We start from the raw sequence: 24948 nt of genomic DNA on the forward strand, positions 1-24948 counted from the left end.
TTAGGTATCTGGGGGATTGCTATTTATTGATATATTTACGTCTGGATAACGTAAATGATTGCGGTATACAGGCCAGGCAGTCAGGTTTTCAGCCGTGCCTGTTCCTGCAGCAGTTCCAGATGATATGCAGCAATAGCGTTTACCACCCCTGCCGTCATCCGTGCGTCAGCGATCGCTGAGTGTGCCTGCCCTTCCCAGTTCAGTCCGGTCTGGCTGGCAGCACAGGCCAGTGAAATAGTGCCATAGCGGTTGGAGGCTCCATAATATCCTGCAGCCAGCTCCATCACACAATATACCGTCAGTTCTTCCAGCCAGTCAGCCGGATCGCTATGTGCGGCAGCAGTCTTTTTCAGAATGCGGATGTCGAACCGGGCATTAAAGATAATTACTGGTCGGTCCCCGATTGCATGACGCAGTTGCCGCACCACATCAGTCCATGATGGTGCTCCGCAGAGTGCCTGCTCACTGATACCATGCACGGCGGCGGCCTGCGTCCCGATGACGACCGTGGGCTTCAGTCTGGTTTCAAATACCACCTGACCGACCGCATATCTCGGCCATGAAGGCTGGTATCTCAGTCCATTCTGGTCGTCGGATCGAAAAAGGAGAGTGGGAAAACAACAGTGTTCGGCACTGGCGCACACGCAAAGCTTCCTCTGGAAGCTATGTGGGACAGCATGCTTGTTCCTCTGTTGAAAGAGAGGCCGGCTCTGACACCAACAACTCTGCTGGAGATGCTACAGGATAAATATCCCGGCCAGTATCCCAACAGCCTTCGAAGAACAATGCAACGGCGGGTTCGCGAATGGAAGCTACAGTATAGTGCAGAGCAGGAGGTCATGTTCCGCCAGCGACATCAGCCCGGTCTGCGAGGCCTGTCGGACTTTACTGAACTGAAAGGTGTAGTTGTCACCATCGTCGGTAAGTTGTATCACTTCCGTCTGGAATGGAGCCACTGGAGCTGGATGCGGGTTGTGCTGGGTGGTAAGAGCTTCTCTGCTCTGGCTGAAGGTCTGCAGGAAGCCCTCGGACAACTGGGCGGAGATGGACGCCGCGAGCTGACTGAGCGTTATACTGCTATCTGTCAGCACTACGGAATGCAGGGCGTACATAATAATTCCGGTCGGGGCCACGAAAATGGCTCGGTTGAAAGTGCCCACGGGCATCTGAAAAGGCGTATCTGTCAGGCGCTGATACTGCGGGGCAGTAACGACTTCAGCACCATAGAAGAATATCAGGCCTTCATCACTCAGCAGGTTATGCGGCACAACCGTAACAATCATGATCTGATCAAGGAAGAACGTCTTCATCTGAAACCGCTGCCGCTTCGTCGCAGTGCTGACTGTGAGGGTTAGCCGCAGCAGTACCATCAATGTGAAGCACATCGTCTACAGCGTACCTTCCCGGCTTGTAGGTCAACTGTTACGGGTCCGGTTATGGGACGATCGTCTGAGCCGTTACGTTGGCAGCAGCGAGGTCATGAGCTGCCCTCGTGTCAGACCAGAAAAAGGGAAGACGCGGGCCCGTCGTATCGACTTCCGACATGTGATCGACAGTCTGGCAAAAAAGCCCGGTGCGTTCTGCCATGCAACGCTGAGAAATGACATCCTGCCAGACGATGAATTGCGGAGGCTGTGGCGTCGCTTATGTAATCATCTGGAGTCCGACATGGCAGGAAGGCTGATGGTACATGCCCTGAAACTGGCTGCAGGATACGACGATATCTCAGTCGTGGCAAAAGGTATGGAGCAGATGTTGAATCCCCCGGGAAACGTGGATCTGCACCGGCTGATGCGCTTCCTGGGTATAAAGGAAAAGGCGTTGCCAGTAGTCAATGTGATACAGCATAACCTGAGCAGTTATGAGCAACTACTGCGTGGCAAGGGAGGTTCGCAGTGAGCAATATCCATCACCTTGAACGCAGCCTGCGTAAACTACGCCTGACACGAGTTGGAGCTGAATGGCACGCTCTGGAAAAACGAGCGCTGGCAGAAGGCCATACGCATCAGCGTATTGCTGGCTGTATTTCGAGTTATAAGGGCCATCTTCGTACCCTTCTTTCGACGCAATAACTTTCAGCCTTGCGCTAGCACACGCTGAACTACCCGCATTACCATTACTGCAGGCAGCAATAACCTCCTTATCACTGGCAATATCTTTTTCAAGCAATGCATCATATTTCTGCTGTACCTTTTCACGTTCTGCCGGATCTTTACTGTTTTTAAGCGTCTGTTTTGCTATCTCAAGTTCTGTCTTTTCAGACACGCTCAGGTAGTTATTCTCAACTAAAGCCCTTTGCCCTAAAAAGATATAACAAAACCCAACAAAAACCTAATATGCCCCCCCCCCAGACCACCCAACTGAGCAGCATAAACAATATCGCTCCACAAAACTTCAAAAATCCCGCTTTGAAACCATGCTAACGCTACAAACGTTAGTTTAGTTATTATGGCCGCTAAGATCATGCCAATAAAACACAATAAGAGAATTGAACTGCATATAATAAACTTACCTATTACCACTCGAAAAGAATATTTCATTTCTTGAGTTCCTCAGATACTTTATCTGTTACTTTTCCACCTAGCTCGGATCCTATAGAACCGCCAATATCTCCAGCAGTTCCAGGAATATTGCTCGGTTTCATGCCTTCTCGAATGATATCGTTACGATTTACTTCAGCATATTTTATCCATGTTGGATCGTACTTAGGATCCCAGCCATTTGTCACCCATTTTCCTACAGCATTCGTAATCTTATCTGTCCCCTAAGTAATACCTTTACCGATACCATACCCAGCAGCAGAACCGATACCATTTGAAATTGCACCAGACAGAGGATCTTTGTTGCCGATCCAGTTACCCAGCGCACCACCTGCAGCATTCCAGCCCACAGTCCCCGCCAGGCCATTACCCATGCTGAACACATTCCCCCAGCCTGCAATGGCTGCGTTTGCCGGATCTACAGTACCATCAGCCAGATAACTGATACCAGCATTCGCACTTGCTCCAAGTCCCCACATTACCTGAGCACTACCGGGGAGTAGTGCCACAGTACCTGTTGCCAAAGCCAGCCCTACAGCATCCCTCTCATTCATTGCTTTCTGGCAGGCGGCACCGGAAGAGTTTTCTGTACATGTCGCCATGTCGATACCATGCTGGCGTATCCACGCAGCATGAGCATATTCACTACCGCCAAGTAAATTATTCTCAACAACAAATCAACGATAAAAACGATTTAATATCAATATGATGAATAATAATCGTGACAACCATAAAAATATTAACCTTAGTTTTATTTTTAGGTTGAAAAAAAGCTCTCTTACAAAAATAATTTTTGTCTTACCATATTCCAGATTAGAAAAAAAACGACAGTGTATAAAAAATAAAACAACACCTAAAAACCATACTATATCGACCAAGTAATTCTTAACAAGTGGATTACGATTATGATCAAAAGCCAATCCAAATATAAAAACACAGATAACCGATAGTGCAGAGGCATTTGCTCTCATGTCAGAACTAAAAAATATATAATCAAAAAACAAAAAAGAGTCCCGGGCAAATTTTACACCACCGAGATCTTTATATATAAACAAAGCAAATAGCACTGTGAAGGAAAATATTGACAGCGCAAGCATCAATAAAAATAGTAAACTATAAAAATTATTTAAAATCATATCGATAAACCTCACTTGTTGAAGTGCCATTAACGTCAACGCCTTTAATTTCAGTTGCACTCCAACCCCAACTTGGGCCAAAACCAAAAGTGAAACTAACACCATCTTTACCCGTAGAAAGCCCCACTGCACCAACGCCAAAACCACCATTTATCGAATAATCGTTATCATTTGAATTTATTAATCCCGGGAAATACGGGCCAAAGGATAATCCGATCGAGGCTCCGCCATGAGCACCTATACTATAAATATCCCCTTGATTAACTGAAATATGATTGTCATCTATAGTTCCGCTTAAAGTATAACCCCGGATAAAGCTAACATCACCGCCAGCCTGAACTACCGGGTGTACTTTATATGTTGTCCCCCAAGAAGGCCCTTCACCAATAGCTATACGATTCATCCCTTCTTGAACCTGCTCCGGTGTCAGATTATTGTCCTGAGCATACTGATTCCACGAGGCTACGGCCTGTCCGTAATCCTGTGTTCCTGATGGCAGGATATTGTTCCAGCCATCACTGAGTGAGTTATTCTCAACAGCATTCTTCCCGCTTTGTGCTCCCACTGCTGCTGATGCGGTGCTGTTTCCGGTAAGACCGCAGGCCAGCCCTGCTGACACAGTTGCCAGCGTACTTATCGTCTGCTTCTGCTCTTCACTGAGGTCTGACTGCTTCACGCCAGGATACAGCATTCCGGTAATCGCTCTGGCTGCCAGCTCTCCCGTTGCTGCGCCTGCTGCACCGGCAGCGACATTATTACCCTGCATTGCCGCCACTGCGCCGCCCAGAATGGCGTGAGCAATGGCGTTTACTGCCGGGTCTTTTTCTGTTGATTTCAGCAGATGTGCCAGTTCCGGTGCTGAAGCTCCGGCCAGAGCACCTGCTAAATTACCCCCCGCCAGCCCCTGAAGCGCCGCTGTCGCGGCCTGGATACCCCGCTGAATTTCACTGCCGGTACCATACTTCGCCATTTCATTCCTGTAAGCCTGCGTGTCACGCAGTTTCGCAAGATATTCCTGGCGTTGTTTCTCTGTTGCATTAGCAGGAAGTGTTTCGCTGGTTGCTTCCTTCGCGGCCTTCAACGCATTCAGTTCTCCCTGTGTACGCGCAATATCCGCCACCTGACTGCCTATGTCACTGATAAGCCCCACTGTCTGCAGACGCCTCTGCTCCTTCTCCTTGTCAAATATCGGGCTGATACTGTCATTAGCGTGCGCAGGGTCACGGCTCAGGTTCGCCAGATTCTGCTTCTGATTGTCCCTGTCCCGGATGGTGATTGTGCCATCTGCCACTGCGGCCTGAGTCGTTCCTTCCGCATGTCCGCTGTGACCTCCGGCGGATATCATGCCACCCGGCATGTTACCCTGAAATTTATCCCCGAAGCTGCCACCACCGCTCAGACTGATTCCACTGTGACTGACTTTATAATCCGCTTCGTTGTGAAGGTCACTGAACCCCAGCGTTCCGGTATCCAGGTGGTTTTTATCCGGTGTGGCAGTGGAGGCAATCACCGCACCATCCAGTTGGGTATGTCTGCCCACTGTAATGTCGAAGCCACCATCACCGGCAAACATTCCGGTTTGTTCAGCAACGGAGTCAAAGCGGCTCTTCATCTTATCCCGGGAGGCAGCGATGTAACCTGAGCCGGTCATGGAGCCAAAGGTAAAACTGCCGCCGGCAGCCACGCTGGTCTGTTTACTGTCGTACTTACTGGTGTCCTGCTGGCTGCTTATCAGCAGGTCGTGGCCCACATCGGCGATAATCCTGTTGCCGTTGACCTGAGCACCGTTCAGTACCGTATCCCGACCACTGTTGATGGTGACGGTTTTACCGCTGTCTGTTGTGGTTTCAGTCCACTCAGTACCGTTACCTTTCTCGCTGCCTTTTGCCGCATTAACGCCGGCAAAGACGCTGATACCGGCACCGTTACCACCGGCACCGATACTGACACCCACGCCACCGCCACTGCTGCTGTTCCTGCCCGTTGTTTTTTGTGTGTTTGCGGCGCCACTCAACAGAATATCATTCGCGGCATCCAGGCTTGTGTTACCACCGGCCTTAAGCTGGCTTCCGGCAATCACAATATCTCCGCGGTTATCGCCCCTGTTTTTACCGGTTGCGACAACAGACAGATTATTCCCGGCATTCAGCGTACTGCCGGATACTGTGTCACTTTCAGAATGTTGTTGTGATTTCGATTTCTGGGTGGTGAGCGACAGGCTGACTCCCATCGCATTCGGGTCACCGGTTGCGGAGGCCATTGTCGCAGCCTGTCCGGCCTGCACACCAGACAGCGCTGTCTTTGTGGCCTGCAGGGCTTTCAGACGGCTGTCACTGCTCTCCTTCGTCTCCTGTGCACTGGTAACCGCATTATTGATGGCACTGCCCACCGTGCCGGAAAGGGCAACCGTCAGCCCGCTTTTCTTCTGCTCAAATTTTTCGTCCACAGTACGACGGTCATGCCCCGGGTCAACCACCACACTGTCACCGGTAATGCTGATATCCCGGTTCGCAATCACATCCGAACCGCTGATATGAGCCTGTTTGCCCGCGGTAATACTGACATTACCGGCAGTGGAGCCGATGGTACTGGCACTCTGACTCTGCGTTGTCCCGGCTTCGCGGCGGTCGTGCGATGTCTTACTGCTGCCAATGGTGAAACCAATACCGCCGGTACCCGTCAGACCGGATTTCTTCGTTTCCTTAAAGCGCCAGGACGTATCTGTACTGGTGGCAGCAAGAACATCAACATGATTACCCGCCGCCAGTGACACATCCCGGCTCAGCCACCACATCCGAACCCTCTACCGTCAGGTTATCGCCGGCGTTAACGGTCACGCGATTCCCCGACAGCAGAGAGCCCTTCTCACGGGTGACGCTGTCTTCCGTGATGGTCCGGGTGGTCTGATGGCTGAGGAGACGGTTGCGGGTTTCCCCTGATTCACTGTAGTGATAATCACTTTCCGTGGCAGTACCCAGTACGATGTCATGACCGGCATTCACACGGATATCGCCCTTTGCCGTTACAGCAGTCGCAACTGAGGTGATATCCCGTCCGGCAGTAACCGTGATGTCACCGCCACTGGTCATGTCTGTTCCCTGCTGCCGGACCGAATCATGAACCGTCTTCATGCTGAAAGTGCTGTCGTGGTCACCTGCGCCTGTGGACTCCGCAGCCATGTTCACATCCCGTCCGGCGCGGATATCCATACTGTTTTCAGCCGTAATACCGGCAGCCTGGCTGTTCACATCACGACCGGCGGAAAGCATCAGACTGTTCCCGGCAGTGACCGTGGGGGCCACGGCATGAGTTTCATACCACCCGGACCCGCCATAGCGACGACGTTCTCCGGCCTGTATCGCGTTCATGTTCAGGTCATTACCGGCGGACAGTAACACGCTGTCACCGGCAGAAACGGCGGCACCGGTGATACTGATATCCCCGGCTGCGCCCATAAACAGTGAGTCCGTTGCCCTGACAGCAGCCAGCGGACCGGTATCCGTTCCGCTGAAATGGTTATATCCGTTGTTCATCGCCCACTGTTCTGTCCGGGTTAGGTTACTGATGTTTCCGGTGGCGCTTTCCAGGGATACGGTTTTACCGCTGATGACTGAGCTGATATTGCTGATATCCCCGATGGCCTTCAGGTTCAGTGCACCACCGGCGTTTATCAGTCCGGCATTCAGGTTGTCGATACTACCTGTGCTGTCGAGCAGGAGGTCATTCTGTGCGTTGATGCTGCCGCCGCTGTTGGTAATATTGCCACCCGCAAGCTGCACGTTGTTCCCGCTGATAACGCTGCCATTATGAAGGGTGATATCTTCCGGAGACAGATACAGTTTCGGAACCATGACTGTCTGTCCGTTGATGGTGACGGACTCCCACCACAGTATGCTTCTGGTCAGTTGTGCAACCTGCCCGGCGGTCAGCGACACACCAAAGGTCAGTCCGAGCGCTTTCTGTTGTGCTGCCGCGCTGTCCATCAGGTATTTCATCTGCGTCAGGTCAGAGCCTGTGCCGTTGATATAACGTGAGCCCGTCTGGTTCAGTATGACGTTACTGACATACCGGGTATCAAAAGCCGCATCCCCCAGAAAGCGGTAATCTTTTTCCGGTTTCAGGCCAAGACGGTCAAGAATGTACGATGAGCCCAGAAACTGTTTTTCATCGATATACACCGGGTCTGTTTCACGTGGTGCCTCTCCGGGTTGCATCCTGAGCAGGTCATAAAGTCCGGCAAACAGACTGCTGTCCACCTTTCCGAAACCATCCAGTTTCGGGTTCACCGTAATCAGATACGGACTGTCCGGGTCCGTGGACGGGACAAAATAACCATTGTTACCGGATGGCAGGGGATAGCTGCTTACACTTGCCCCGTACAGCGACAGCGCACCCGGGATATCCTTCAGCGTATCCGGCAGCGCGTCATTCCATACAGGGCCGGTTATCCCGGTACCGCTTTCATTCAGCAGGGCTTCACCGCTCACCCCCTGACTGACCGTCGGTGGTGTCAGGGAGTTCAGCGAAGGCACCGTTATCGTGTTACCTGAACCACCTGCCCGGGGCATGACAGTGGTATTACCGGTGTCAGTGGCAAAGCTGGCAGACACATCACCGGCAGCGCTGATAACCGCACGGTACTGACCTACCGGAGAGGTGCCACTGGCTTCTGTCGCATCCGGCGAGACCTGGCGATAGACCCTGTACCATGGCTCAGTAAACCACGCTTTGGGGAGTGAGTCGGAGGCAAGCCGCCAGACCGTTTCCTTTCCGGTGGTCCCCTCCTGCCAGCCCTGATTGTTCAGTGTGTCGCCACTCAGGGTCATACTGCCACCGGCGAGAATAAACGATGCCTCATTATCCAGTCGTCCTGCACGGATATGCATATCAGCGCCGCCGGATATCCTGGCAGCATGGCCGGTGGCACTGACTGTCACCGTATCCGTATCTCCCGTACGGATACGGTATTCATCAGGTACCGTGGCACCCTTACCCCAGTACACGGCCAGATATTCCACACCATCATGCCGGACAACACCCCACCACCGGTTATTTTCCGGAACCGGTGAAATCACCCCGCGGCTGCTGCCCGGAATGACCTCATGGCTGGCCGAAATGGCATCCCATGAATTCAGCAGATGCGCCGTATTCATGGTGATATCGCCACGCATGGTTTCAATATTACCGGAACGGTTAATGATTTCGCTGTTTGCCGTCCCGCTGCTGTCCTTCTGTACCCACAGACTGTTGTCGGCCAGGATATCACCATGCTGGTTATGCAGACGGTCTGTAAACAGCTTCAGGTTATTCCCCGCATAAATCAGCGCACTGTTCAGCAGGGTACCGGCCACCCGGAGACAGCATGGCTGCCGGAGACGAAAATGCGGGGATAAAAAAACCAGAAAAAACGGAGAGGGAGAGATAGCATATCCACGGAGAGCCGCGCCGGAACATATCACAACAGGGGACAGACAACGCACGGGATAAAAGGGACGTTTTCGTCAGAATGTTGTTCTGCCGGCGCTGCATGTTCTCCCCGTATTCTGGCCTGTGTGATGCCAGTGTAAATTCATGTCAAAAAGTGTCAGCGAGAAAATTTACACCTGAAAAAGTCTGTCATGAAACAGTTTTATGACAAGACATCAAAAAAATGTCAAAAACGTGATCTTTCTTCAGCTTTTCAGAATATTGAGTACCAGGAAGTCAATATCAATTCTGGGACACATATGCATTTACCATTAAAACCGGGCACAACAAGCTGTTCAGTCTCAATCCATACCCCGTGTTTTATCAATATCAGAATAAGAATATCTGCGGATAAATAAAAAAGGAATGTCGAGGGAGCTTACCGCAGAGGGCTCTCCACCTCACAAGCCATTTACAAAAATGATACCGGCATATCTTTGGTCCCTGTCACAACCAGACATTGACAATCCAATATAACCCCAAATATATTTCGGGTAAGAAGTCTGGGATTTATACAGATATACTGTCTGTTATTACTATTTAATTATATAATTGTATTGCATACATAAGAGGCACTAATGAAACGTTATATAAAATGGTTTGCCATCACAATTTTTATCAGTATGTTGAGTGCCTGTGTCCGTACGGCCCCAGTGCAACAGATAAGCACCACTGTCAGTGTGGGTCATACTCAGGAGCAGGTTAAAAATGCCATTTTGAAAGCAGGTGCGCAGCGCAAGTGGATTATGACGCAAGTGTCCCCTGGAGTTATTAAAGCTCGCTATCAAACACGAAATCACGTTGCAGAGGTTCGTATTACATATACAGCTACCTACTATAACATCAAATATGACAGTAGCCTGAATCTGCAGGCTTCTGATGGAAAAATTCATAAAAACTATAACCGCTGGGTGCGTAACCTGGATAAAGATATACAGGTTAACTTATCTACAGGAGCAACGTTATAGTGATGCTGATATCGGGCTGGAATGGCCCGATAGTATTTAACTTTCTCTATAAGAATGGTTATATATGTACGAACAGGACACGCTCAGCGCACTGGATGCCATCACCGAAGCACAGCGGATTGCCTTTGCTCCTATGCTTTTCCAGGCAGCTTTGTGCCTGCGCAATGCAGGAATATTAGATTATTTGGATCAACAGGGTAAACAGGGAGCTCCCCTTAATGCGATTACTGAGCACACAGTCCTGAATGAATATGCCGTGGGTGTGTTACTGGATATGGGCTTAAGCGGGCGAATTATTACCTGTAAAGAGGGAATTTATTACCTGGCGAAAATCGGTCATTACCTCCTGCATGACACTATGACTCGCGTGAATATGGATTTCACCCAGGATGTCTGTTACCAGGGGCTCTTCTTCCTTGCCGATTCACTCAATGAAGGAAAACCTTCCGGGTTAAAAGTATTTGGCGACTGGCCGACGATATATCCGGCACTTTCGCAATTACCAGACGCCGCACGTGATAGCTGGTTTGCGTTTGATCATTACTATTCAGATGGCGCATTTAACGCCGCACTGCCTTATGTATTCGCCAACAACCCCACAACCTTGTACGATGTGGGTGGCAATACGGGTAAGTGGGCTTTGCGCTGCTGCAAATTCAATGAAAACATCGCCGTTACGTTATTAGATCTGCCACAACAAATCGTACTGGCGAAAGAAAATATCGCGAATGCAGGTTTTTCTGATCGCATAGATTTCCATGCGGTGGATATGCTAAGCGATGCACCATTACCAGGCGAGGCTGATATCTGGTGGATGAGCCAATTTTTAGACTGTTTTTCACCCGAACAAATAATTAGCATACTCAGCAAAATTGCCAGCGTAATGAAGCCTGGCGCAAAACTTTGCATCATGGAGTTGTTCTGGGATGCACAGCGGTTTGAAGCGACATCGTTTAGCCTGAATGCATCCTCACTTTATTTTACCTGCATGGCAAACGGTAACAGCCGTTTCTATAGTGCAGAGAAATTTTACGACTATCTGAATAAAGCAGGATTCCAGGTAGCAGAGCGTCACAATAATTTAGGCGTTGGGCATACACTTTTGATATGCCAAAAGAAATAATCGTCACTTAATAATTTTGGTTTACCGCGGGCGCGCGTTGATGAAATTTGCATTAAATATTACCAACTGGCAGGCACTGGCGCCTGGACTTAGCGATGTGCAGCAATGGCAAGCATGGTCGCGCCAGCCGTGGGCGATTGACCCTGCCGCGCCGTTGGCAAAATTAAGTGAACTGCCAATGATGACCGCTCGTCGTCTCAGTTCAGGCAGCAAACTGGCTGTTGAATGCGGTCTGACAATGCTACGCCGCCATCAGCCAGACGCTGTTTTGTATACCAGTCGTCATGGCGAACTGGAGCGCAATTACCGCATTGTTCATGCACTGGCAACCGAACAGGCGCTTTCTCCGACGGACTTCGCGCTTTCCGTACACAACTCTTCCGTGGGTAACCTGACCATTGTGGCCAAACAGCCGATCGTTTCGTCATCGCTTTCGGCTGGTCGCGACAGTTTCCAGCAAGGTTTGTGTGAAGTGCTTAGCCTGCTACAAGCGGGATACCAGCGCGTGTTGATGGTCGATTTTGATGGCTTTCTACCTGAGTTTTATCACCCGCAACTGCCCGCAGAAATGCCTACCTGGCCGTACGCCGTCGCGCTGGTGATTGAAGCTGGCGATGACTGGCAATGTGAAACGCAGCAAGCCATTGCGGTAAATGAAACAACACTGCCGCAAAGCATGTTGTTTTTACAGCACTATTTACAAAATGCAGATGCTTTTTCACTGCCTGGCGAGCGCGTGCAATGGCGCTGGAGCCGCAGATGAGTAAGCTGATGTCGCGCCTGGGATGGGCATGGCGACTGGTCATGACCGGGTTATGTTTTGTCCTGTTTGGTCTCGGCGGCCTGCTGCTTTCAGTCGTGTGGTTTAACATATTGTTAGTTTTAGTGTGGGATACTTCCCGCCGCCGTCGTTTGGCACGTCGCAGCATTGCCGCCAGTTTTCGCCTGTTTTTAACTGTCGCGAAAGGGCTTGGCGTGCTGGATTATCGTATTGATGGCGCTGAAATTTTACGTCAGGAACGCGGTTGCCTCGTCGTAGCCAATCATCCCACGCTGATCGATTACGTGCTGCTGGCATCAGTCATGCCAGAAACTGACTGCCTGGTGAAAAGCGCGCTGTTAAAAAATCCTTTTCTTGGCGGCGTCGTGCGAGCGGCAGATTATTTAATCAACAGCGAAGCAGAAACCCTGTTACCCCGCTGCCAACAGCGACTGGCACAGGGTGACACTATCCTGATTTTCCCCGAAGGCACACGAACGAAGCCCGGTGAAAAAATGACGTTACAGCGCGGTGCAGCGAATATTGCCGTGCGCTGCACCAGCGATTTACGCATCGTGACGATCGGCTGTAGCGAGCATCTGCTGGATAAACAAAGTAAGTGGTATGACGTCCCGCCTGCCAGGCCGTTTTTTACGGTTGAAGTCCATGGGCGGGTAGAAATCAATAAATTTTACGATGCAACTTCACAAGAGCCGACGCTGGCTGCAAGACAGTTAAACCGGCATCTTTTGCTTCAATTACAGCAAGGTTGTTTACCTCTATCAGGAATAAATAATGCAAGCGCTTTATCTGGAAATTAAAAACCTCATCATCAGCACCCTCAATCTGGACGACTTGACTCCTGATGATATTGATATCAATGCGCCACTGTTTGGCGACGGTTTAGGGCTGGACTCTATCGATGCACTGGAACTGGGACTGGCAGTAAAAAATGAGTACGGCATCGTGCTCTCTGCGGAAAGCGAAGAAATGCGTCAGCACTTTTTCTCCGTCGCCACTCTGGCCTCTTTCATTGCTGCGCAACGTGCCTGAGGAAAACCATCATGACAGACCAACAAACCATTTATCAGGAAGTCTCAGCCCTGCTGGTTAAGCTGTTTGAAATCGATCCGCAGGACATCAAACCTGAAGCGCGACTGTACGAAGATCTGGAACTGGACAGCATCGACGCCGTTGACATGATTGTGCACCTGCAAAAGAAAACCGGTAAGAAAATCAAGCCGGAAGAGTTTAAAGCAGTGCGTACAGTCCAGGATGTTGTCGAGGCTGTAGAACGCCTGCTACAAGAAGGCTAATTTGATGTCGGGCATTCGCTCGCTACCGATGATTAAGTTGCTGACCGGATTATTGCTGCTCGTCTGGCCTTTTTTAATCTGGCTAGGTTTGGTGCATAACAGCCTGCACTGGCTGTTGCCGCTGATGGCGCTGTTGCTTTTATTGCGCCTGCGCCAGCCCCGTCGCCAGACGGGGCCGCTCCAGGTCGTCACAAAAATCGTTGCTGTTGTGGGCATTGTATTGTGTGTCTCCAGTTTTCTGTTGAAAACGTACCAGTTACTGCTGTTTTACCCGGTAGTGGTTAACGCAGTCATGCTGGCGGTTTTTGGCGGTTCGCTGCGGTCGACAATGCCGATAGTTGAGCGGCTGGCACGTTTGCAGGAGCCAGACCTCCCGGAAAAGGCCGTGCGATATACCCGCCGCGTAACGCAGGTCTGGTGCCTGTTTTTTATTTTCAATGGCAGTATTGCGTTATTTACCACCTTGTATGGCAACATGCCCTTGTGGACAGCCTGGAACGGTATCATTGCTTACCTTCTGATAGGTTTCCTGACTGCAGGGGAATGGCTGATACGTCGTAAGATGATCAAACGGAAAACACCATGAATCAGACTCTCTCTCTTTCACAGTGGTTGACAGCCTCTCGCCCTGTAACAACTCCTGTTGCCTGGCTTGGGGAATATACCTGGACACTGGGGCATCTGCGGCATGATGTAGCGCTTTTGATCGACCATTTACGCGACCAGCCAGGCAATCGCTGGGCACTTTGTTTTGAAAACAGCTATCTTTTTATTGTAGCGTTGTTGGCCACGCTACACTCAGGTAAAATCCCGGTAATCCCGGGCCATAATCGCGCCGCTTTGTTAAATGTACAACGCTCCTTGTTTGATTGCGTCCTGAGTGATAAAAGGCTGGGCTGGAACGGTCCACAGTTTGTTGTAAGCACATCTCACCAGATGACGACCAGCACGATAGCCTTTGATGATATTGCTTCTGACGCGTTTATTGAACTTTTCACATCGGGTTCAACCGGACAACCAAAACAAATTGCAAAACCTCTTATCAGCCTTGATCAAGAAGCAAACATGCTGGCAACTCACTTTGCAGACCGACTACTGGGCTGTCGTTTTGTAGCATCCGTGATGCCTCAGCACCTGTATGGGCTGACTTTCCGTATTTTTTTACCCATGGCACTTGGCCTGCCATTGCATGCCGCAATGCTCTGGTATTCTGAGCAACTTGCCGCATTAAGCCATACCTACCGCTATGCCTTTGTCAGCAGCCCGGCGTTCCTTAAGCGACTCGACCTTCATCTGACGCCTCCCCCAGTGGAAATGATTCTCTCTGCCGGCGGTATGCTACCATGGCAGGATGTAGAGAAAACTTCCACCTGGCTGAATATATGGCCCGATGAAATCTATGGTAGTACCGAAACAGGTATTCTCGCATGGCGTTACCGTCAACAGGATAATATCCCCTGGTTTACTTTTTCTGATGTTCATCTTTCACAGGAAAGTGAGGGGGTTCGTGTCTTTTCGCCACTAATCCCTGCTGAAGGATTGGTGCTTGACGATATGTTGCAATTCAATGAAAACGGTCAGTTCCACCTGATCGGACGACGTGGTCGAGTGGTAAAAATAGAGGAGAAGCGGATATCACTGGTTGAAATCGAACAACGACTTCTGGCACTTGACGGTATTATGGATGTCGCTGCAATACCATTAATACGCAATGGTCGCCAGGCTATCGGTGTCGTGGTTGTACCAAATAAAGAGGCCCGTCAAATATGGCAATGCTCCGGAGGGAAAACTCTGGAGTTGTCCTGGCGCAAAGCACTATTACCATGGCTTGAACCTGTTGCAGTACCTCGTTACTGGCGCATTATTGATGAAATACCAGTAAACAATATGAATAAGCGTGTCTATGCGCAATTACAGGAGTTATTTCATGATACGCCATGAAATTGAGCGCCATCTGGTTCAACCGCAGGAGATGGAAATCGTTCTATACCTTGACCCGATGCTCTACTGGTTTAATGGTCATTTTGCCGTACAGCCTCTGTTACCAGGCGTGGCCCAGTTGGACTGGGTAATGCATTATGCTACCACGCTGCTTGCTCCGGGCTGGCGTTTTCGTAGTATCCAGAATGTTAAATTTCTGGCGCCACTTATACCTGAGACGACTGTTACCCTGCAATTAACATGGCAGGAAACAAGTCAGGTACTCACTTTCTGCTATCAGCGTCACGACGGTGACGCCCGCCACACCGCCAGTAGCGGGAAGATCCGCCTATGTCGGTAAACTTTTCTCCCTGCGTGTTGATCCCCTGCTACAACCACGGCGCGATGATGCCGGGCGTGCTGGCGCGTCTTAAGCCATTTAATCTGCCCTGTATTGTGGTGGATGACGGCAGCGATGCCGCCACGCAACAGCAACTGGATAATCTGGTTAGCGAACAGCCTGGCGTGACCTTAATTCGCCTGGCAGAAAACGCAGGTAAAGGCGCAGCGGTGATGCGTGGCTTGCAGGCAGCGGCAGACGCAGGGTTCAGCCATGCGGTGCAAGTGGATGCTGACGGTCAACATGCGATTGAAGATATCCCCAAACTGCTGGCACTCGCTGAACAACACCCTGCGGCGCTGATCTCCGGTCAGCCAATTTACGATGACTCCATTCCCCGCTCACGGCTGTACGGGCGCTGGATCACCCACGTCTGGGTATGGATCGAAACGCTCTCCCTGCAACTGAAAGACAGCATGTGCGGTTTTCGCGTTTATCCGGTTGCGCCGACGCTGCAACTGGCAAAACGCGCCACCATCGGCAAGCGGATGGATTTCGACACCGAAGTGATGGTGCGCCTCTACTGGCAGGGAAATACCAGCTATTTCGTGCCGACCCGCGTCACCTATCCGCTGGACGGGCTTTCGCATTTTGATGCCCTGAAAGATAACGTCCGCATCTCGCTCATGCACACGCGTCTGTTTTTCGGCATGTTGCCGCGTATTCCTTCACTGCTGATGTGCCACTCTTCCAGCCACTGGGCGCGGCAGAGTGAAGTTAAAGGGTTATGGGGAATGCGCCTGATGCTGCTGGTCTGGCGTCTGCTGGGAAGAACGGCGTTTACCGCGCTGCTTTACCCGGTGGTGGGCGTCTACTGGCTCACCGCTGCTCGTGCGCGTAAAGCGTCGCAAGACTGGCTCGCCCGTGTGCGCCAACAACAACCACAGGCAGCAAAAATCAACAGCTATCAGCACTTTCTACGTTTCGGTAATGCCATGCTCGACAAAATCGCCAGCTGGCGCGGCGAGCTACAACTGGGGCGTGATGTGCTGTTTGCGCCAGGCGCAGAAGCGGCGCTTGACGTCCGCGATCCGCGCGGCAAATTGCTGCTGGCCTCGCATCTTGGCGATGTGGAAGTGTGCCGGGCGCTGGCAAAAATTCAGGGCTACAAAACCATTAACGCGCTGGTGTTTAGCGAAAACGCCCAACGCTTTAAACAGATAATGCAGGAGATGGCTCCTCAGGCAGGCATTAACCTGATGCCGGTAACAGATATCGGCCCGGAAACCGCCATCCTGCTGAAAGAGAAGCTGGATAACGGCGAATGGGTGGCGATTGTCGGTGACCGCATCGCCGTCAACCCGCAACGCGGCGGCGACTGGCGCGTCTGCTGGAGTCCGTTTATGGGCCAGCCTGCGCCTTTCCCACAGGGGCCGTTTATTCTCGCGTCTATTTTGCGCTGCCCGGTGAATCTGATTTTCGCCCTACGCCAGCACGGCAAGCTGCATATTCACTGCGAAACCTTTGCCGACCCGCTGCTGTTGCCGCGTGGCGAACGCCAACAGGCGCTGCAAAACGCTATCGACCACTACGCCGCGCGTCTGGAACATTACGCGCTCCAGTCGCCCCTCGACTGGTTTAATTTTTTCGATTTCTGGCAACTGCCGGAAATTCAGGACAAGGAGTAAAGGGTGCTTAACGATCCCCGATTTACCGCTGAAGTCGAGCTGACCATTCCCTTTCACGACGTCGATATGATGGGCGTGGCCTGGCACGGTAACTATTTTCGCTACTTTGAAGTGGCCCGCGAGGCGCTGCTCAACCAGTTCAATTACGGCTATCGGCAGATGAAAGAGTCCGGTTATTTGTGGCCAGTGGTCGATGCGCGGGTGAAATATCGCCACGCCCTCACCTTTGAGCAACGCATCCGCGTGCGTGCGCATATCGAAGAGTTCGAAAACCGTCTGCGGATTGGCTATCAGATTTTCGATGCCGAAACGGGCAAACGCGCCACCACCGGATACACCATTCAGGTCGCGGTCGACGAGCAAAGTCGCGAACTGTGCTTTGTCAGCCCCGATATTCTGTTTGAACGCATGGGAGTCAAACCATGAAATTTTTACCGCTGCTGGCGCTGCTGATTAGCCCGTTTGTGAGCGCCCTGACCCTGGACGATCTTCAGCAACGCTTTACCGAACAACCGGTGATCCGCGCCCATTTTGATCAAACCCGGACGATTAAAGATCTGCCGCAGCCGCTGCGATCTCAGGGTCAGATGTTGATCGCCCGCGACCAGGGGTTATTGTGGGATCAAACCTCACCGTTCCCCATGCAGCTATTGCTGGATGATAAACGCATGGTGCAGGTGATCAACGGTCAGCCGCCGCAAATCATCACGGCAGAAAACAACCCGCAGATGTTCCAGTTTAACCACCTGCTGCGCGCGCTGTTCCAGGCCGATCGCAAAGTGCTGGAACAAAACTTCCGCGTCGAATTTGCTGACAAAGGCGAAGGCCGCTGGACGCTGCGCCTGACGCCGACCACCACGCCGCTGGATAAAATTTTCAACACCATCGATCTCGCCGGGAAAACCTATCTGGAGAGCATTCAACTTAATGATAAACAGGGCGATCGCACCGATATTGCTCTTACCCAACATCAACTGACGCCAGCGCAACTGACCGATGACGAACACCAACGTTTTGCCGCCCAGTAAACGCCCCGCGCTGTTATGGGGGCTAGTCTGCCTGGTCATGGCGGCGGCGTTGCTGATCCTGCTGCCGCAATCACGGCTGAACAGTAGCGTGCTGGCTATGTTACCCAAACAGGTGATGGGCGATATTCCCCCAGCGCTGAATGACGGCTTTATGCAGCGTCTGGACCGCCAACTGGTGTGGCTGGTCAGCCCCGGTAAAGAGGCTAATCCCAGGGTCGCTCAGGAGTGGCTGACGCTGCTGCAAAAATCCGCTGCGCTCGGCGACGTTAAAGGACCAATGGATGCCGCCAGCCAGCAATCGTGGGGAGCGTTTTTCTGGCAGCACCGCAACGGCCTGATTGACCCCGACACCCGCGCCCGCCTGCAAAACGGCGGCGAAGCGCAGGCGCAGTGGATCCTCTCCCAGCTTTATTCCGCATTCTCCGGGGTAAGCGGCAAGGAGCTGCAAAACGATCCGCTGATGTTAATGCGCGGCTCGCAGCTGGCGATGGCGAAAAACGGCCAGCGTTTGCGGCTGATGGACGGCTGGCTGGTGACGCAGGATCCCCAGGGCAACTACTGGTATCTGCTGCACGGTGAACTGGCGGGATCGTCGTTTGATATGCAGCAAACCCACCAGCTCATCACGACCCTGAATACGCTGGAAAAGGATCTGAAAACGCGTTACCCACAGGCGCAGTTGCTCTCGCGCGGCACGGTATTTTACAGCGATTACGCCAGTCAACAGGCGAAGCAGGATATCTCAACCCTGGGCGTGGCAACGCTGCTGGGGGTGATATTACTGATTGTGGCGGTGTTCCGCTCTTTGCGCCCATTGTTGCTTTGCGTGATTTCCATCGGCATCGGCGCGCTGGCGGGAACGGTCGCCACTTTATTGATTTTCGGTGAATTACACCTGATGACGCTGGTGATGAGCATGAGCGTTATCGGCATTTCCGCTGACTACACGCTCTATTATCTCACCGAGCGGATGGTGCACGGCAACGACGTTTCGCCGTGGCAAAGCCTGGCGAAAGTACGCAATGCCCTGCTGCTGGCGCTGCTCACCACCGTGGCGGCATATCTGATTATGATGCTCGCCCCCTTCCCCGGTATCCGCCAGATGGCGATTTTTGCCGCCATCGGGTTGAGCGCCTCCTGTCTGACCGTCCTGTTCTGGCATCCGTGGCTGTGCCGTGGCCTGCCGGTGCGTCCGGTTCCGGCGATGGCGCTGATGCTACGCTGGCTGGCAGCGTGGCGGCGCAATAAAAAACTGTCGCGGGGTCTGTCCGTCGCGCTGGCGCTGTTTTCGCTGGCGGGGATGTCAATGCTACGCGTCGATGACGATATCTCGCAGTTACAGGCGCTGCCGCAGCATATTCTGGCGCAGGAGAAAGCCATTACCGCCCTGACCGGGCAGAGCGTCGATCAAAAATGGTTCGTGGTTTACGGCGACTCCCCACAGCAAACATTACGGCGACTGGAGAAATTTACCACCTCGCTGGAGAAGGCGAAAAAAGACGGGCTTATCAGCAAATACCGCACCATTCCACTGAACTCCCTTGCGCGGCAGGAGGAAGATTTACATCTGCTGACAACAGCGGCCCCGACAGTAACAAAAGCACTGCAAAATGCCGGGCTGACAACAGTGAACCCGGATCTCAACGCCATGCCGGTGAAGGTTGATGAATGGCTGGCAAGCCCCGCCAGTGAAGGCTGGCGTCTGCTGTGGCTGACGCTGGAAAATGGCGCAAGCGGCGTGCTGGTGCCGGTTGAAGGGGTTAAAAATAGCGCGGCGCTACAGGAAATCTCCAGCTATTACCCTTGTGGCATTGCCTGGGTTGATCGCAAAAACACCTTTGATGAATTGTTCGCACTTTACCGTTATGTGTTAACCGGCTTGTTGCTGGTGGCGCTGGCAGTAATTGCCTGCGGCGCAGTGGCCCGCCTCGGCTGGCGCAAAGGGTTTATCAGCCTGGTGCCTTCGGTGCTTTCGCTGGGCTGCGGTCTGGCTGTGCTGGCGATTAGCGGGCAGGCGGTGAATCTCTTTTCGCTGCTGGCGCTGGTGCTGGTGCTTGGCATCGGCATCAATTACACGCTGTTTTTCAGTAATCCGCGCGGTACACCGTTAACTTCCCTACTGGCGATCACGCTGGCAATGCTCACCACCTTGCTGACGCTGGGAATGCTGGTATTCAGCGCCACCCAGGCCATCAGCAGTTTTGGCATTGTGCTGGTGAGCGGTATTTTCACCGCCTTCCTGCTTTCGCCGCTGGCGATGCCCGATAAAAAGAGAACAAAAAAATGATCAAATCCACATTCTGGCGAGCGCTCGCCCTGACCGCTACGCTTATCCTCACTGGCTGTAGCCACTCGCAACCGGAACAGGAAGGCCGCCCGCAGGCGTGGCTGCAACCTGGTACGCTCATCACGCTGCCTGCGCCGGGGATTTCACCCGCAGTCAATTCCCAGCAACTGTTGACCGGCAGCTTCAACGGCAAAACCCAGTCTCTGCTAGTGATGCTTAATGCCGAAGATCAGAAAATCACCCTTGCCGGGCTGTCGTCGGTCGGCATTCGCCTGTTTCTGGTGACCTACGATGCAAAAGGGCTACGCGCCGAGCAATCCATCGTCGTCCCACAGTTACCGCCCGCAAGTCAGGTACTGGCTGACGTGATGCTCAGCCACTGGCCGATTAGCGCCTGGCAACCGCAACTTCCCACAGGCTGGACGCTTCGCGACAACGGCGACAAACGCGAGCTGCGTAACGCCAGCGGCAAACTGGTCACGGAAATCACCTATCTGAATCGCCAGGGAAAACGCGTGCCAATCAGCATTGAGCAGCATGTCTTTAAATACCACATCACCATTCAATACTTAGGTGACTGATATGATTTATATTTCCGCCGTCGGCATGATCAACGCCCTGGGAAATAACCTTGACGAAATCGCAACCAACCTGACTCGCGGTGTTGCTCCCGGAATGCGCCCGCGCGCAGGCTGGTTGCAGGGGCATCCGCAGGCGGTCCTGGCTGGCGTGGATGGCGAGCTTCCGCTTATCCCGGAAAAATTCGCTGCGCACCGCTCGCGCAACAATCAGATCCTGCTGGCGGCGCTGGCGCAGCTCCAGCCGCAGGTTGATGACGCTATAGCGAAATATGGTCGCGAGCGCATCGCGATTGTACTTGGCACCAGCACCTCCGGCCTGCATGAAGGCGACACGCACGTTAACCTGCGCACCCACGGGCAGCCGAGCACCACATGGCACTACGCGCAACAGGAACTCGGCGATCCGTCGCGTTTTCTCAGCCACTGGCTGGCGCTCGACGGCCCGGCCTATACCCTTTCAACCGCCTGCTCTTCCAGCGCCAGAGCGATAATCAGCGGGCGCAGGCTTATCGAAGCGGGGCTGGTCGATGCCGCCATTGTGGGTGGCGCAGACACCCTGAGCCGGATGCCGATTAACGGTTTTCACAGCCTCGAATCGCTGTCGCCAACCTTATGTCAGCCGTTTGGTCGTGACCGCGCAGGTATCACCATTGGTGAAGGGGCGGGGCTAATGCTGCTGACCCGGGAACCGCAGCCCATCGCGTTGCTGGGCGTTGGTGAATCGAGCGACGCTTACCATATTTCAGCCCCGCATCCGCAGGGCGAAGGAGCGATCCGCGCTATTAATCAGGCGCTGACCGATGCGCAGCTTACGCCGGATGACGTCGGCTATATCAACCTGCACGGCACCGCCACACAGCTCAACGACCAGATTGAATCAATGGTGGTTAACGCCCTGTTTGGCGAACGCGTACCGTGCAGCTCCACCAAACATTTGACCGGACACACGCTGGGCGCAGCGGGCATTACCGAGGCAGCAATTAGTATGTTGATTTTACAGCGTGATTTACCGCTGCCCGCTCAGGACTTCAGTCTGTCGCCGCGCGATCCCACGCTGCCACCGTGTGGCATTATCGAAAAACCGCAGCCGCTGGCACGTCCGGTGATCCTGTCCAATTCCTTCGCCTTTGGCGGCAATAACGCCAGCATTCTGCTCGGGAGGGTTTCGTGAGCCACTATTTATCCCCCGGCGCTTATCTGCCCCACGACGCGCCCATGTTACTGCTGGAAGACGTGGTGAGCGTCAGCGATGACAGCGCGGTGTGCCGCGTGACGGTTTCGCCCAGTAGCGTACTGGCACCGTTTCTCGACCCGGACGGCAATCTCCCTGGCTGGTTTGCCCTTGAACTGATGGCGCAAACCGTCGGCGTCTGGTCTGGCTGGCATCGCCACCAGCAGGGCAAAAACAGTATTGAGTTAGGGATGATACTGGGCGCGCGTGAATTGCTTTGCACCGCTGGCATTCTGCCCGCAGGCCAGACGCTGACTATTACCGTCAAGCTGCTGATGCAGGACGATCGCTTCGGCAGTTTTGAGTGCAGCATCAACGACGGCGAGGCGACGGGCCGCATTAACACCTTCCAGCCGACCGCGGAAGAACTTACCACCCTGTTTCAACAAGGAGCGTCCTGATGAGTCGTTCAGTTCTGGTTACCGGTGCCAGCAAAGGCATTGGTCGCGCCATCGCCTGCCAACTGGCGGCAGACGGCTTTAACATTGGCGTTCACTATCACCGTGACGCCGCGGGCGCTCAGGAAACGCTGAACGCCATTGTCGCCAACGGGGGTAACGGGCGTTTGCTCAGTTTCGACGTCGCAAACCGCGAACAGTGTCGGGAAGTGCTGGAGCACGAGATCGCGCAACATGGTGCCTGGTACGGCGTGGTCAGTAACGCCGGGATCGCCCGCGATGCCGCTTTTCCGGCTTTAAGCAATGACGACTGGGATGCGGTGATCCACACCAACCTCGACAGTTTCTACAACGTCATTCAGCCGTGCATTATGCCGATGATCGGCGCACGCCAGGGTGGGCGCATCATCACGCTGTCCTCGGTTTCCGGCGTAATGGGCAATCGCGGCCAGGTGAACTACAGCGCTGCCAAAGCCGGAATTATCGGCGCAACAAAAGCACTGGCTATCGAACTCGCGAAGCGCAAAATCACCGTCAATTGCATCGCGCCAGGGCTTATTGATACCGGGATGATCGAAATGGAAGAGAGCGCTCTGAAAGAGGCAATGTCGATGATCCCCATGAAACGCATGGGCCAAGCGGAAGAAGTTGCCGGGCTTGCCAGCTATTTAATGTCTGATATTGCGGGTTACGTCACCCGCCAGGTTATTTCCATCAATGGAGGGATGTTATGACACGTCGCGTAGTGATTACAGGAATGGGCGGCGTGACTGCCTTTGGTGAAAACTGGCAGGACGTTTCTGCACGCTTACTGGCGTATGAAAATGCGGTGCGCAAAATGCCGGAGTGGCAGGTTTACGACGGCCTGCACACCCTGCTTGGCGCGCCTGTTGATGATTTCACGCTGCCGGAGCACTACACCCGCAAGCGTATCCGTGCGATGGGCCGCGTGTCGCAAATGTCGACCCGTGCCAGCGAGCTGGCGTTAGAGCAGGCAGGGTTGATTGGCGATCCGATATTAACCAGCGGCGAAACGGGCATTGCATACGGCTCATCGACCGGCAGTACCGGCCCGGTAAGCGAGTTCGCCACCATGCTGACGGAAAAGCACACGAACAACATCACTGGCACCACCTATGTGCAGATGATGCCGCACACTACTGCCGTTAACACCGGGCTGTTTTTTGGACTGCGCGGGCGGGTGATTCCGACCTCCAGCGCCTGCACGTCAGGTAGTCAGGCTATCGGCTACGCGTGGGAAGCCATTCGCCATGGTTATCAAACGGTGATGGTTGCCGGTGGTGCCGAAGAGTTATGCCCTTCAGAAGCAGCGGTATTTGATACGCTTTTTGCCACCAGCCAGCACAATGATGCGCCGAAAACCACACCTTCACCGTTCGATGAAAACCGCGACGGGCTGGTGATTGGTGAAGGCGCAGGTACGCTCATCCTCGAAGAACTGGAGCACGCCAAAGCGCGCGGCGCGACCATTTACGGTGAAATCGTCGGCTTTGCGACTAACTGCGACGCGGCACATATTACCCAGCCACAGCGCGAAACCATGCAGTATTGTATGGAGCAATCGCTGAAAATCGCCGGGTTAAGTGCACAAGATATCGGCTATATTTCAGCGCATGGTACGGCGACCGATCGCGGTGATATGGCAGAAAGTCTGGCGACAGCAACCATTTACGGTGATAATGTGCCGGTCTCCTCGCTGAAAAGTTATTTTGGTCATACGCTTGGTGCCTGTGGCGCGCTCGAAGCCTGGATGAGTCTGCAAATGATGCGCGAAGGTTGGTTTGCGCCTACGCTAAACCTGAATAAACCAGACCCGAACTGTGGCGCGCTGGATTACATCATGCATGAAGCCCGAAAGGTTGATTGTGAGTTTTTGCAGAGTAACAACTTTGCCTTTGGCGGCATTAATACATCCATCATCATTAAGCGCTGGCCCTGAGTTATACAACCACATGGACATCCCATGTGGTGATTCTTCAAAAAATCTGAATCAATGAATATGAACCTCATCCACATTCAACCATTCTTTTGTTTACCATCTGGTTGTCGCCCCCCTCCAAAAAGCAAATTCTCTTACGCATACTGGAGAGTATTCCGTATAAAGATTCAGCTGGCAAAACTTTATCAGCCTGTAAAAACTAACGG

The 24948-nt window shown here is 52.9% G+C and carries 21 protein-coding genes and 6 pseudogenes; 20 read left to right on the top strand and 7 right to left on the bottom strand.

The genetic code is table 11. The features are described from left to right. Positions 1-80: 80 nt before the first annotated feature. A pseudogene (locus tag HBM92_RS15280) lies at positions 81-548 on the bottom strand (3'-5' exonuclease); the annotation flags it as partial. Here HBM92_RS15280 and HBM92_RS15285 point away from each other — a divergent pair. Together HBM92_RS15285 and HBM92_RS25420 are read left to right on the top strand one after the other, a co-directional pair. Further along, positions 548-1899, top strand: a pseudogene (locus tag HBM92_RS15285) (IS21 family transposase); the annotation flags it as partial. The pseudogenes HBM92_RS15280 and HBM92_RS15285 sit on opposite strands and share 1 nt — an antisense overlap. Continuing rightward, a pseudogene (locus tag HBM92_RS25420) lies at positions 1896-2012 on the top strand (ATP-binding protein); the annotation flags it as partial. The pseudogenes HBM92_RS15285 and HBM92_RS25420, both read left to right, overlap by 4 nt. Here HBM92_RS25420 and HBM92_RS25875 read toward each other — a convergent pair. The 6 genes and pseudogenes from HBM92_RS25875 to HBM92_RS25695 form a co-directional block, all read right to left on the bottom strand. Further along, positions 1978-2286, bottom strand: a pseudogene (locus tag HBM92_RS25875) (DUF6862 domain-containing protein); the annotation flags it as partial. The pseudogenes HBM92_RS25420 and HBM92_RS25875 sit on opposite strands and share 35 nt — an antisense overlap. A gap of 250 nt (positions 2287-2536) precedes the next feature. After that, on the bottom strand, positions 2537-2728 hold the full coding sequence (locus tag HBM92_RS15295) for a hypothetical protein (RefSeq protein WP_000181305.1): 192 nt from the start codon (positions 2726-2728) through the stop codon (positions 2537-2539). 36 nt (positions 2729-2764) lie between these two features. Next, positions 2765-3142, bottom strand: a complete 378-nt coding sequence (locus tag HBM92_RS15300) for a hypothetical protein (RefSeq protein WP_001313590.1) — start codon at positions 3140-3142, stop codon at positions 2765-2767. Between the two features lie 75 nt (positions 3143-3217). Then, on the bottom strand, positions 3218-3706 hold the full coding sequence (locus HBM92_RS15305; protein WP_001207945.1) for a hypothetical protein: 489 nt from the start codon (positions 3704-3706) through the stop codon (positions 3218-3220). Next, a pseudogene (locus HBM92_RS15310) lies at positions 3663-9033 on the bottom strand (hemagglutinin repeat-containing protein); the annotation flags it as partial. The gene HBM92_RS15305 and the pseudogene HBM92_RS15310, both read right to left, overlap by 44 nt. Then, positions 9005-9205 (bottom strand): annotated as a pseudogene (locus tag HBM92_RS25695) (ShlB/FhaC/HecB family hemolysin secretion/activation protein); the annotation flags it as partial. The pseudogenes HBM92_RS25695 and HBM92_RS15310, both read right to left, overlap by 29 nt. Positions 9206-9720: 515 nt before the next feature. Here HBM92_RS25695 and HBM92_RS15315 point away from each other — a divergent pair. The 18 genes from HBM92_RS15315 to HBM92_RS15400 all read left to right on the top strand — a co-directional run bounded on the left by HBM92_RS15315 (position 9721) and on the right by HBM92_RS15400 (position 24742). Further along, a complete protein-coding gene (locus HBM92_RS15315; RefSeq protein ID WP_000833175.1) occupies positions 9721-10110 on the top strand; it encodes a hypothetical protein in 390 nt (129 codons plus the stop codon). A 64-nt stretch (positions 10111-10174) separates the two neighbouring features. After that, positions 10175-11233, top strand: coding sequence for a methyltransferase (locus HBM92_RS15320; protein WP_000273204.1), 1059 nt, complete (start codon positions 10175-10177; stop codon positions 11231-11233). 40 nt (positions 11234-11273) lie between these two features. Further along, entirely contained in the window at positions 11274-11996 is a 723-nt protein-coding gene (locus HBM92_RS15325; RefSeq protein ID WP_001304723.1) for a beta-ketoacyl synthase chain length factor, read from the top strand. Then, complete coding sequence (locus HBM92_RS15330; RefSeq protein ID WP_001443202.1) at positions 11993-12814, top strand: lysophospholipid acyltransferase family protein; 822 nt, start codon at positions 11993-11995, stop codon at positions 12812-12814. The genes HBM92_RS15325 and HBM92_RS15330 overlap by 4 nt, the downstream gene beginning before the upstream one ends. Next, entirely contained in the window at positions 12789-13046 is a 258-nt protein-coding gene (locus HBM92_RS15335) for a phosphopantetheine-binding protein (RefSeq protein ID WP_001148680.1), read from the top strand. Before HBM92_RS15330 ends, HBM92_RS15335 begins: the two co-directional genes overlap by 26 nt. Before the next feature lie 11 nt (positions 13047-13057). Further along, the gene (locus HBM92_RS15340; protein WP_000132059.1) at positions 13058-13309 is read left to right on the top strand and encodes an acyl carrier protein; all 252 of its coding nucleotides are present in this window, start codon (positions 13058-13060) and stop codon (positions 13307-13309) included. A 4-nt stretch (positions 13310-13313) separates the two neighbouring features. Then, a complete protein-coding gene (locus tag HBM92_RS15345) occupies positions 13314-13895 on the top strand; it encodes a hypothetical protein (RefSeq protein ID WP_001350104.1) in 582 nt (193 codons plus the stop codon). Further along, positions 13892-15250 (top strand): acyl-CoA synthetase, encoded by a 1359-nt coding sequence (locus tag HBM92_RS15350; protein ID WP_001077063.1) that lies wholly within the window; start codon positions 13892-13894, stop codon positions 15248-15250. Before HBM92_RS15345 ends, HBM92_RS15350 begins: the two co-directional genes overlap by 4 nt. Further along, entirely contained in the window at positions 15237-15590 is a 354-nt protein-coding gene (locus tag HBM92_RS15355; protein ID WP_001304725.1) for a hypothetical protein, read from the top strand. The genes HBM92_RS15350 and HBM92_RS15355 overlap by 14 nt, the downstream gene beginning before the upstream one ends. Beyond that, entirely contained in the window at positions 15581-17257 is a 1677-nt protein-coding gene (locus HBM92_RS15360; protein ID WP_000115634.1) for a glycosyltransferase family 2 protein, read from the top strand. The genes HBM92_RS15355 and HBM92_RS15360 overlap by 10 nt, the downstream gene beginning before the upstream one ends. A gap of 3 nt (positions 17258-17260) precedes the next feature. Then, complete coding sequence (locus tag HBM92_RS15365) at positions 17261-17683, top strand: acyl-CoA thioesterase (RefSeq protein WP_000930891.1); 423 nt, start codon at positions 17261-17263, stop codon at positions 17681-17683. After that, positions 17680-18285 (top strand): LolA family protein, encoded by a 606-nt coding sequence (locus HBM92_RS15370; protein ID WP_000670561.1) that lies wholly within the window; start codon positions 17680-17682, stop codon positions 18283-18285. Before HBM92_RS15365 ends, HBM92_RS15370 begins: the two co-directional genes overlap by 4 nt. After that, positions 18254-20572 carry an MMPL family transporter gene (locus HBM92_RS15375; protein WP_000185758.1) on the top strand — a complete coding sequence of 773 codons (2319 nt, stop codon included), beginning with the start codon at positions 18254-18256 and terminating at the stop codon, positions 20570-20572. The genes HBM92_RS15370 and HBM92_RS15375 overlap by 32 nt, the downstream gene beginning before the upstream one ends. Beyond that, complete coding sequence (locus HBM92_RS15380) at positions 20569-21153, top strand: DUF3261 domain-containing protein (protein ID WP_000597705.1); 585 nt, start codon at positions 20569-20571, stop codon at positions 21151-21153. The genes HBM92_RS15375 and HBM92_RS15380 overlap by 4 nt, the downstream gene beginning before the upstream one ends. A gap of 1 nt (position 21154) precedes the next feature. Then, entirely contained in the window at positions 21155-22324 is a 1170-nt protein-coding gene (locus tag HBM92_RS15385) for a beta-ketoacyl-[acyl-carrier-protein] synthase family protein (protein WP_001304728.1), read from the top strand. Beyond that, entirely contained in the window at positions 22321-22785 is a 465-nt protein-coding gene (locus HBM92_RS15390; RefSeq protein ID WP_000020248.1) for a 3-hydroxy-fatty acyl-ACP dehydratase, read from the top strand. Before HBM92_RS15385 ends, HBM92_RS15390 begins: the two co-directional genes overlap by 4 nt. Further along, positions 22785-23516 carry a 3-ketoacyl-ACP reductase FabG2 gene (locus HBM92_RS15395; RefSeq protein ID WP_000091661.1) on the top strand — a complete coding sequence of 244 codons (732 nt, stop codon included), beginning with the start codon at positions 22785-22787 and terminating at the stop codon, positions 23514-23516. Before HBM92_RS15390 ends, HBM92_RS15395 begins: the two co-directional genes overlap by 1 nt. Continuing rightward, positions 23513-24742 (top strand): beta-ketoacyl-ACP synthase, encoded by a 1230-nt coding sequence (locus HBM92_RS15400; RefSeq protein ID WP_000198473.1) that lies wholly within the window; start codon positions 23513-23515, stop codon positions 24740-24742. The genes HBM92_RS15395 and HBM92_RS15400 overlap by 4 nt, the downstream gene beginning before the upstream one ends. The last annotated feature ends 206 nt before the right edge of the window (positions 24743-24948 follow it).

Origin of the sequence: Escherichia sp. E.sYA108 (genome assembly GCF_011754335.1) — a bacterium.
GTDB lineage: Bacteria > Pseudomonadota > Gammaproteobacteria > Enterobacterales > Enterobacteriaceae > Escherichia > Escherichia coli.

Excerpts from the sequence above, each read along its gene's own strand:
- HBM92_RS15300 (WP_001313590.1), bottom strand. The coding sequence starts at position 3,142 with ATGGCGACATGTACAGAAAACTCTTCCGGTGCCGCCTGCCAGAAAGCA.
- HBM92_RS15305 (WP_001207945.1), bottom strand. The coding sequence starts at position 3,706 with ATGGCACTTCAACAAGTGAGGTTTATCGATATGATTTTAAATAATTTT.
- HBM92_RS15315 (WP_000833175.1), top strand. The coding sequence starts at position 9,721 with ATGAAACGTTATATAAAATGGTTTGCCATCACAATTTTTATCAGTATG.
- HBM92_RS15320 (WP_000273204.1), top strand. The coding sequence starts at position 10,175 with ATGTACGAACAGGACACGCTCAGCGCACTGGATGCCATCACCGAAGCA.
- HBM92_RS15325 (WP_001304723.1), top strand. The coding sequence starts at position 11,274 with ATGAAATTTGCATTAAATATTACCAACTGGCAGGCACTGGCGCCTGGA.
- HBM92_RS15330 (WP_001443202.1), top strand. The coding sequence starts at position 11,993 with ATGAGTAAGCTGATGTCGCGCCTGGGATGGGCATGGCGACTGGTCATG.
- HBM92_RS15335 (WP_001148680.1), top strand. The coding sequence starts at position 12,789 with ATGCAAGCGCTTTATCTGGAAATTAAAAACCTCATCATCAGCACCCTC.
- HBM92_RS15340 (WP_000132059.1), top strand. The coding sequence starts at position 13,058 with ATGACAGACCAACAAACCATTTATCAGGAAGTCTCAGCCCTGCTGGTT.
- HBM92_RS15345 (WP_001350104.1), top strand. The coding sequence starts at position 13,314 with ATGTCGGGCATTCGCTCGCTACCGATGATTAAGTTGCTGACCGGATTA.
- HBM92_RS15350 (WP_001077063.1), top strand. The coding sequence starts at position 13,892 with ATGAATCAGACTCTCTCTCTTTCACAGTGGTTGACAGCCTCTCGCCCT.
- HBM92_RS15355 (WP_001304725.1), top strand. The coding sequence starts at position 15,237 with ATGATACGCCATGAAATTGAGCGCCATCTGGTTCAACCGCAGGAGATG.
- HBM92_RS15360 (WP_000115634.1), top strand. The coding sequence starts at position 15,581 with ATGTCGGTAAACTTTTCTCCCTGCGTGTTGATCCCCTGCTACAACCAC.
- HBM92_RS15370 (WP_000670561.1), top strand. The coding sequence starts at position 17,680 with ATGAAATTTTTACCGCTGCTGGCGCTGCTGATTAGCCCGTTTGTGAGC.
- HBM92_RS15375 (WP_000185758.1), top strand. The coding sequence starts at position 18,254 with ATGACGAACACCAACGTTTTGCCGCCCAGTAAACGCCCCGCGCTGTTA.
- HBM92_RS15380 (WP_000597705.1), top strand. The coding sequence starts at position 20,569 with ATGATCAAATCCACATTCTGGCGAGCGCTCGCCCTGACCGCTACGCTT.
- HBM92_RS15385 (WP_001304728.1), top strand. The coding sequence starts at position 21,155 with ATGATTTATATTTCCGCCGTCGGCATGATCAACGCCCTGGGAAATAAC.
- HBM92_RS15395 (WP_000091661.1), top strand. The coding sequence starts at position 22,785 with ATGAGTCGTTCAGTTCTGGTTACCGGTGCCAGCAAAGGCATTGGTCGC.
- HBM92_RS15400 (WP_000198473.1), top strand. The coding sequence starts at position 23,513 with ATGACACGTCGCGTAGTGATTACAGGAATGGGCGGCGTGACTGCCTTT.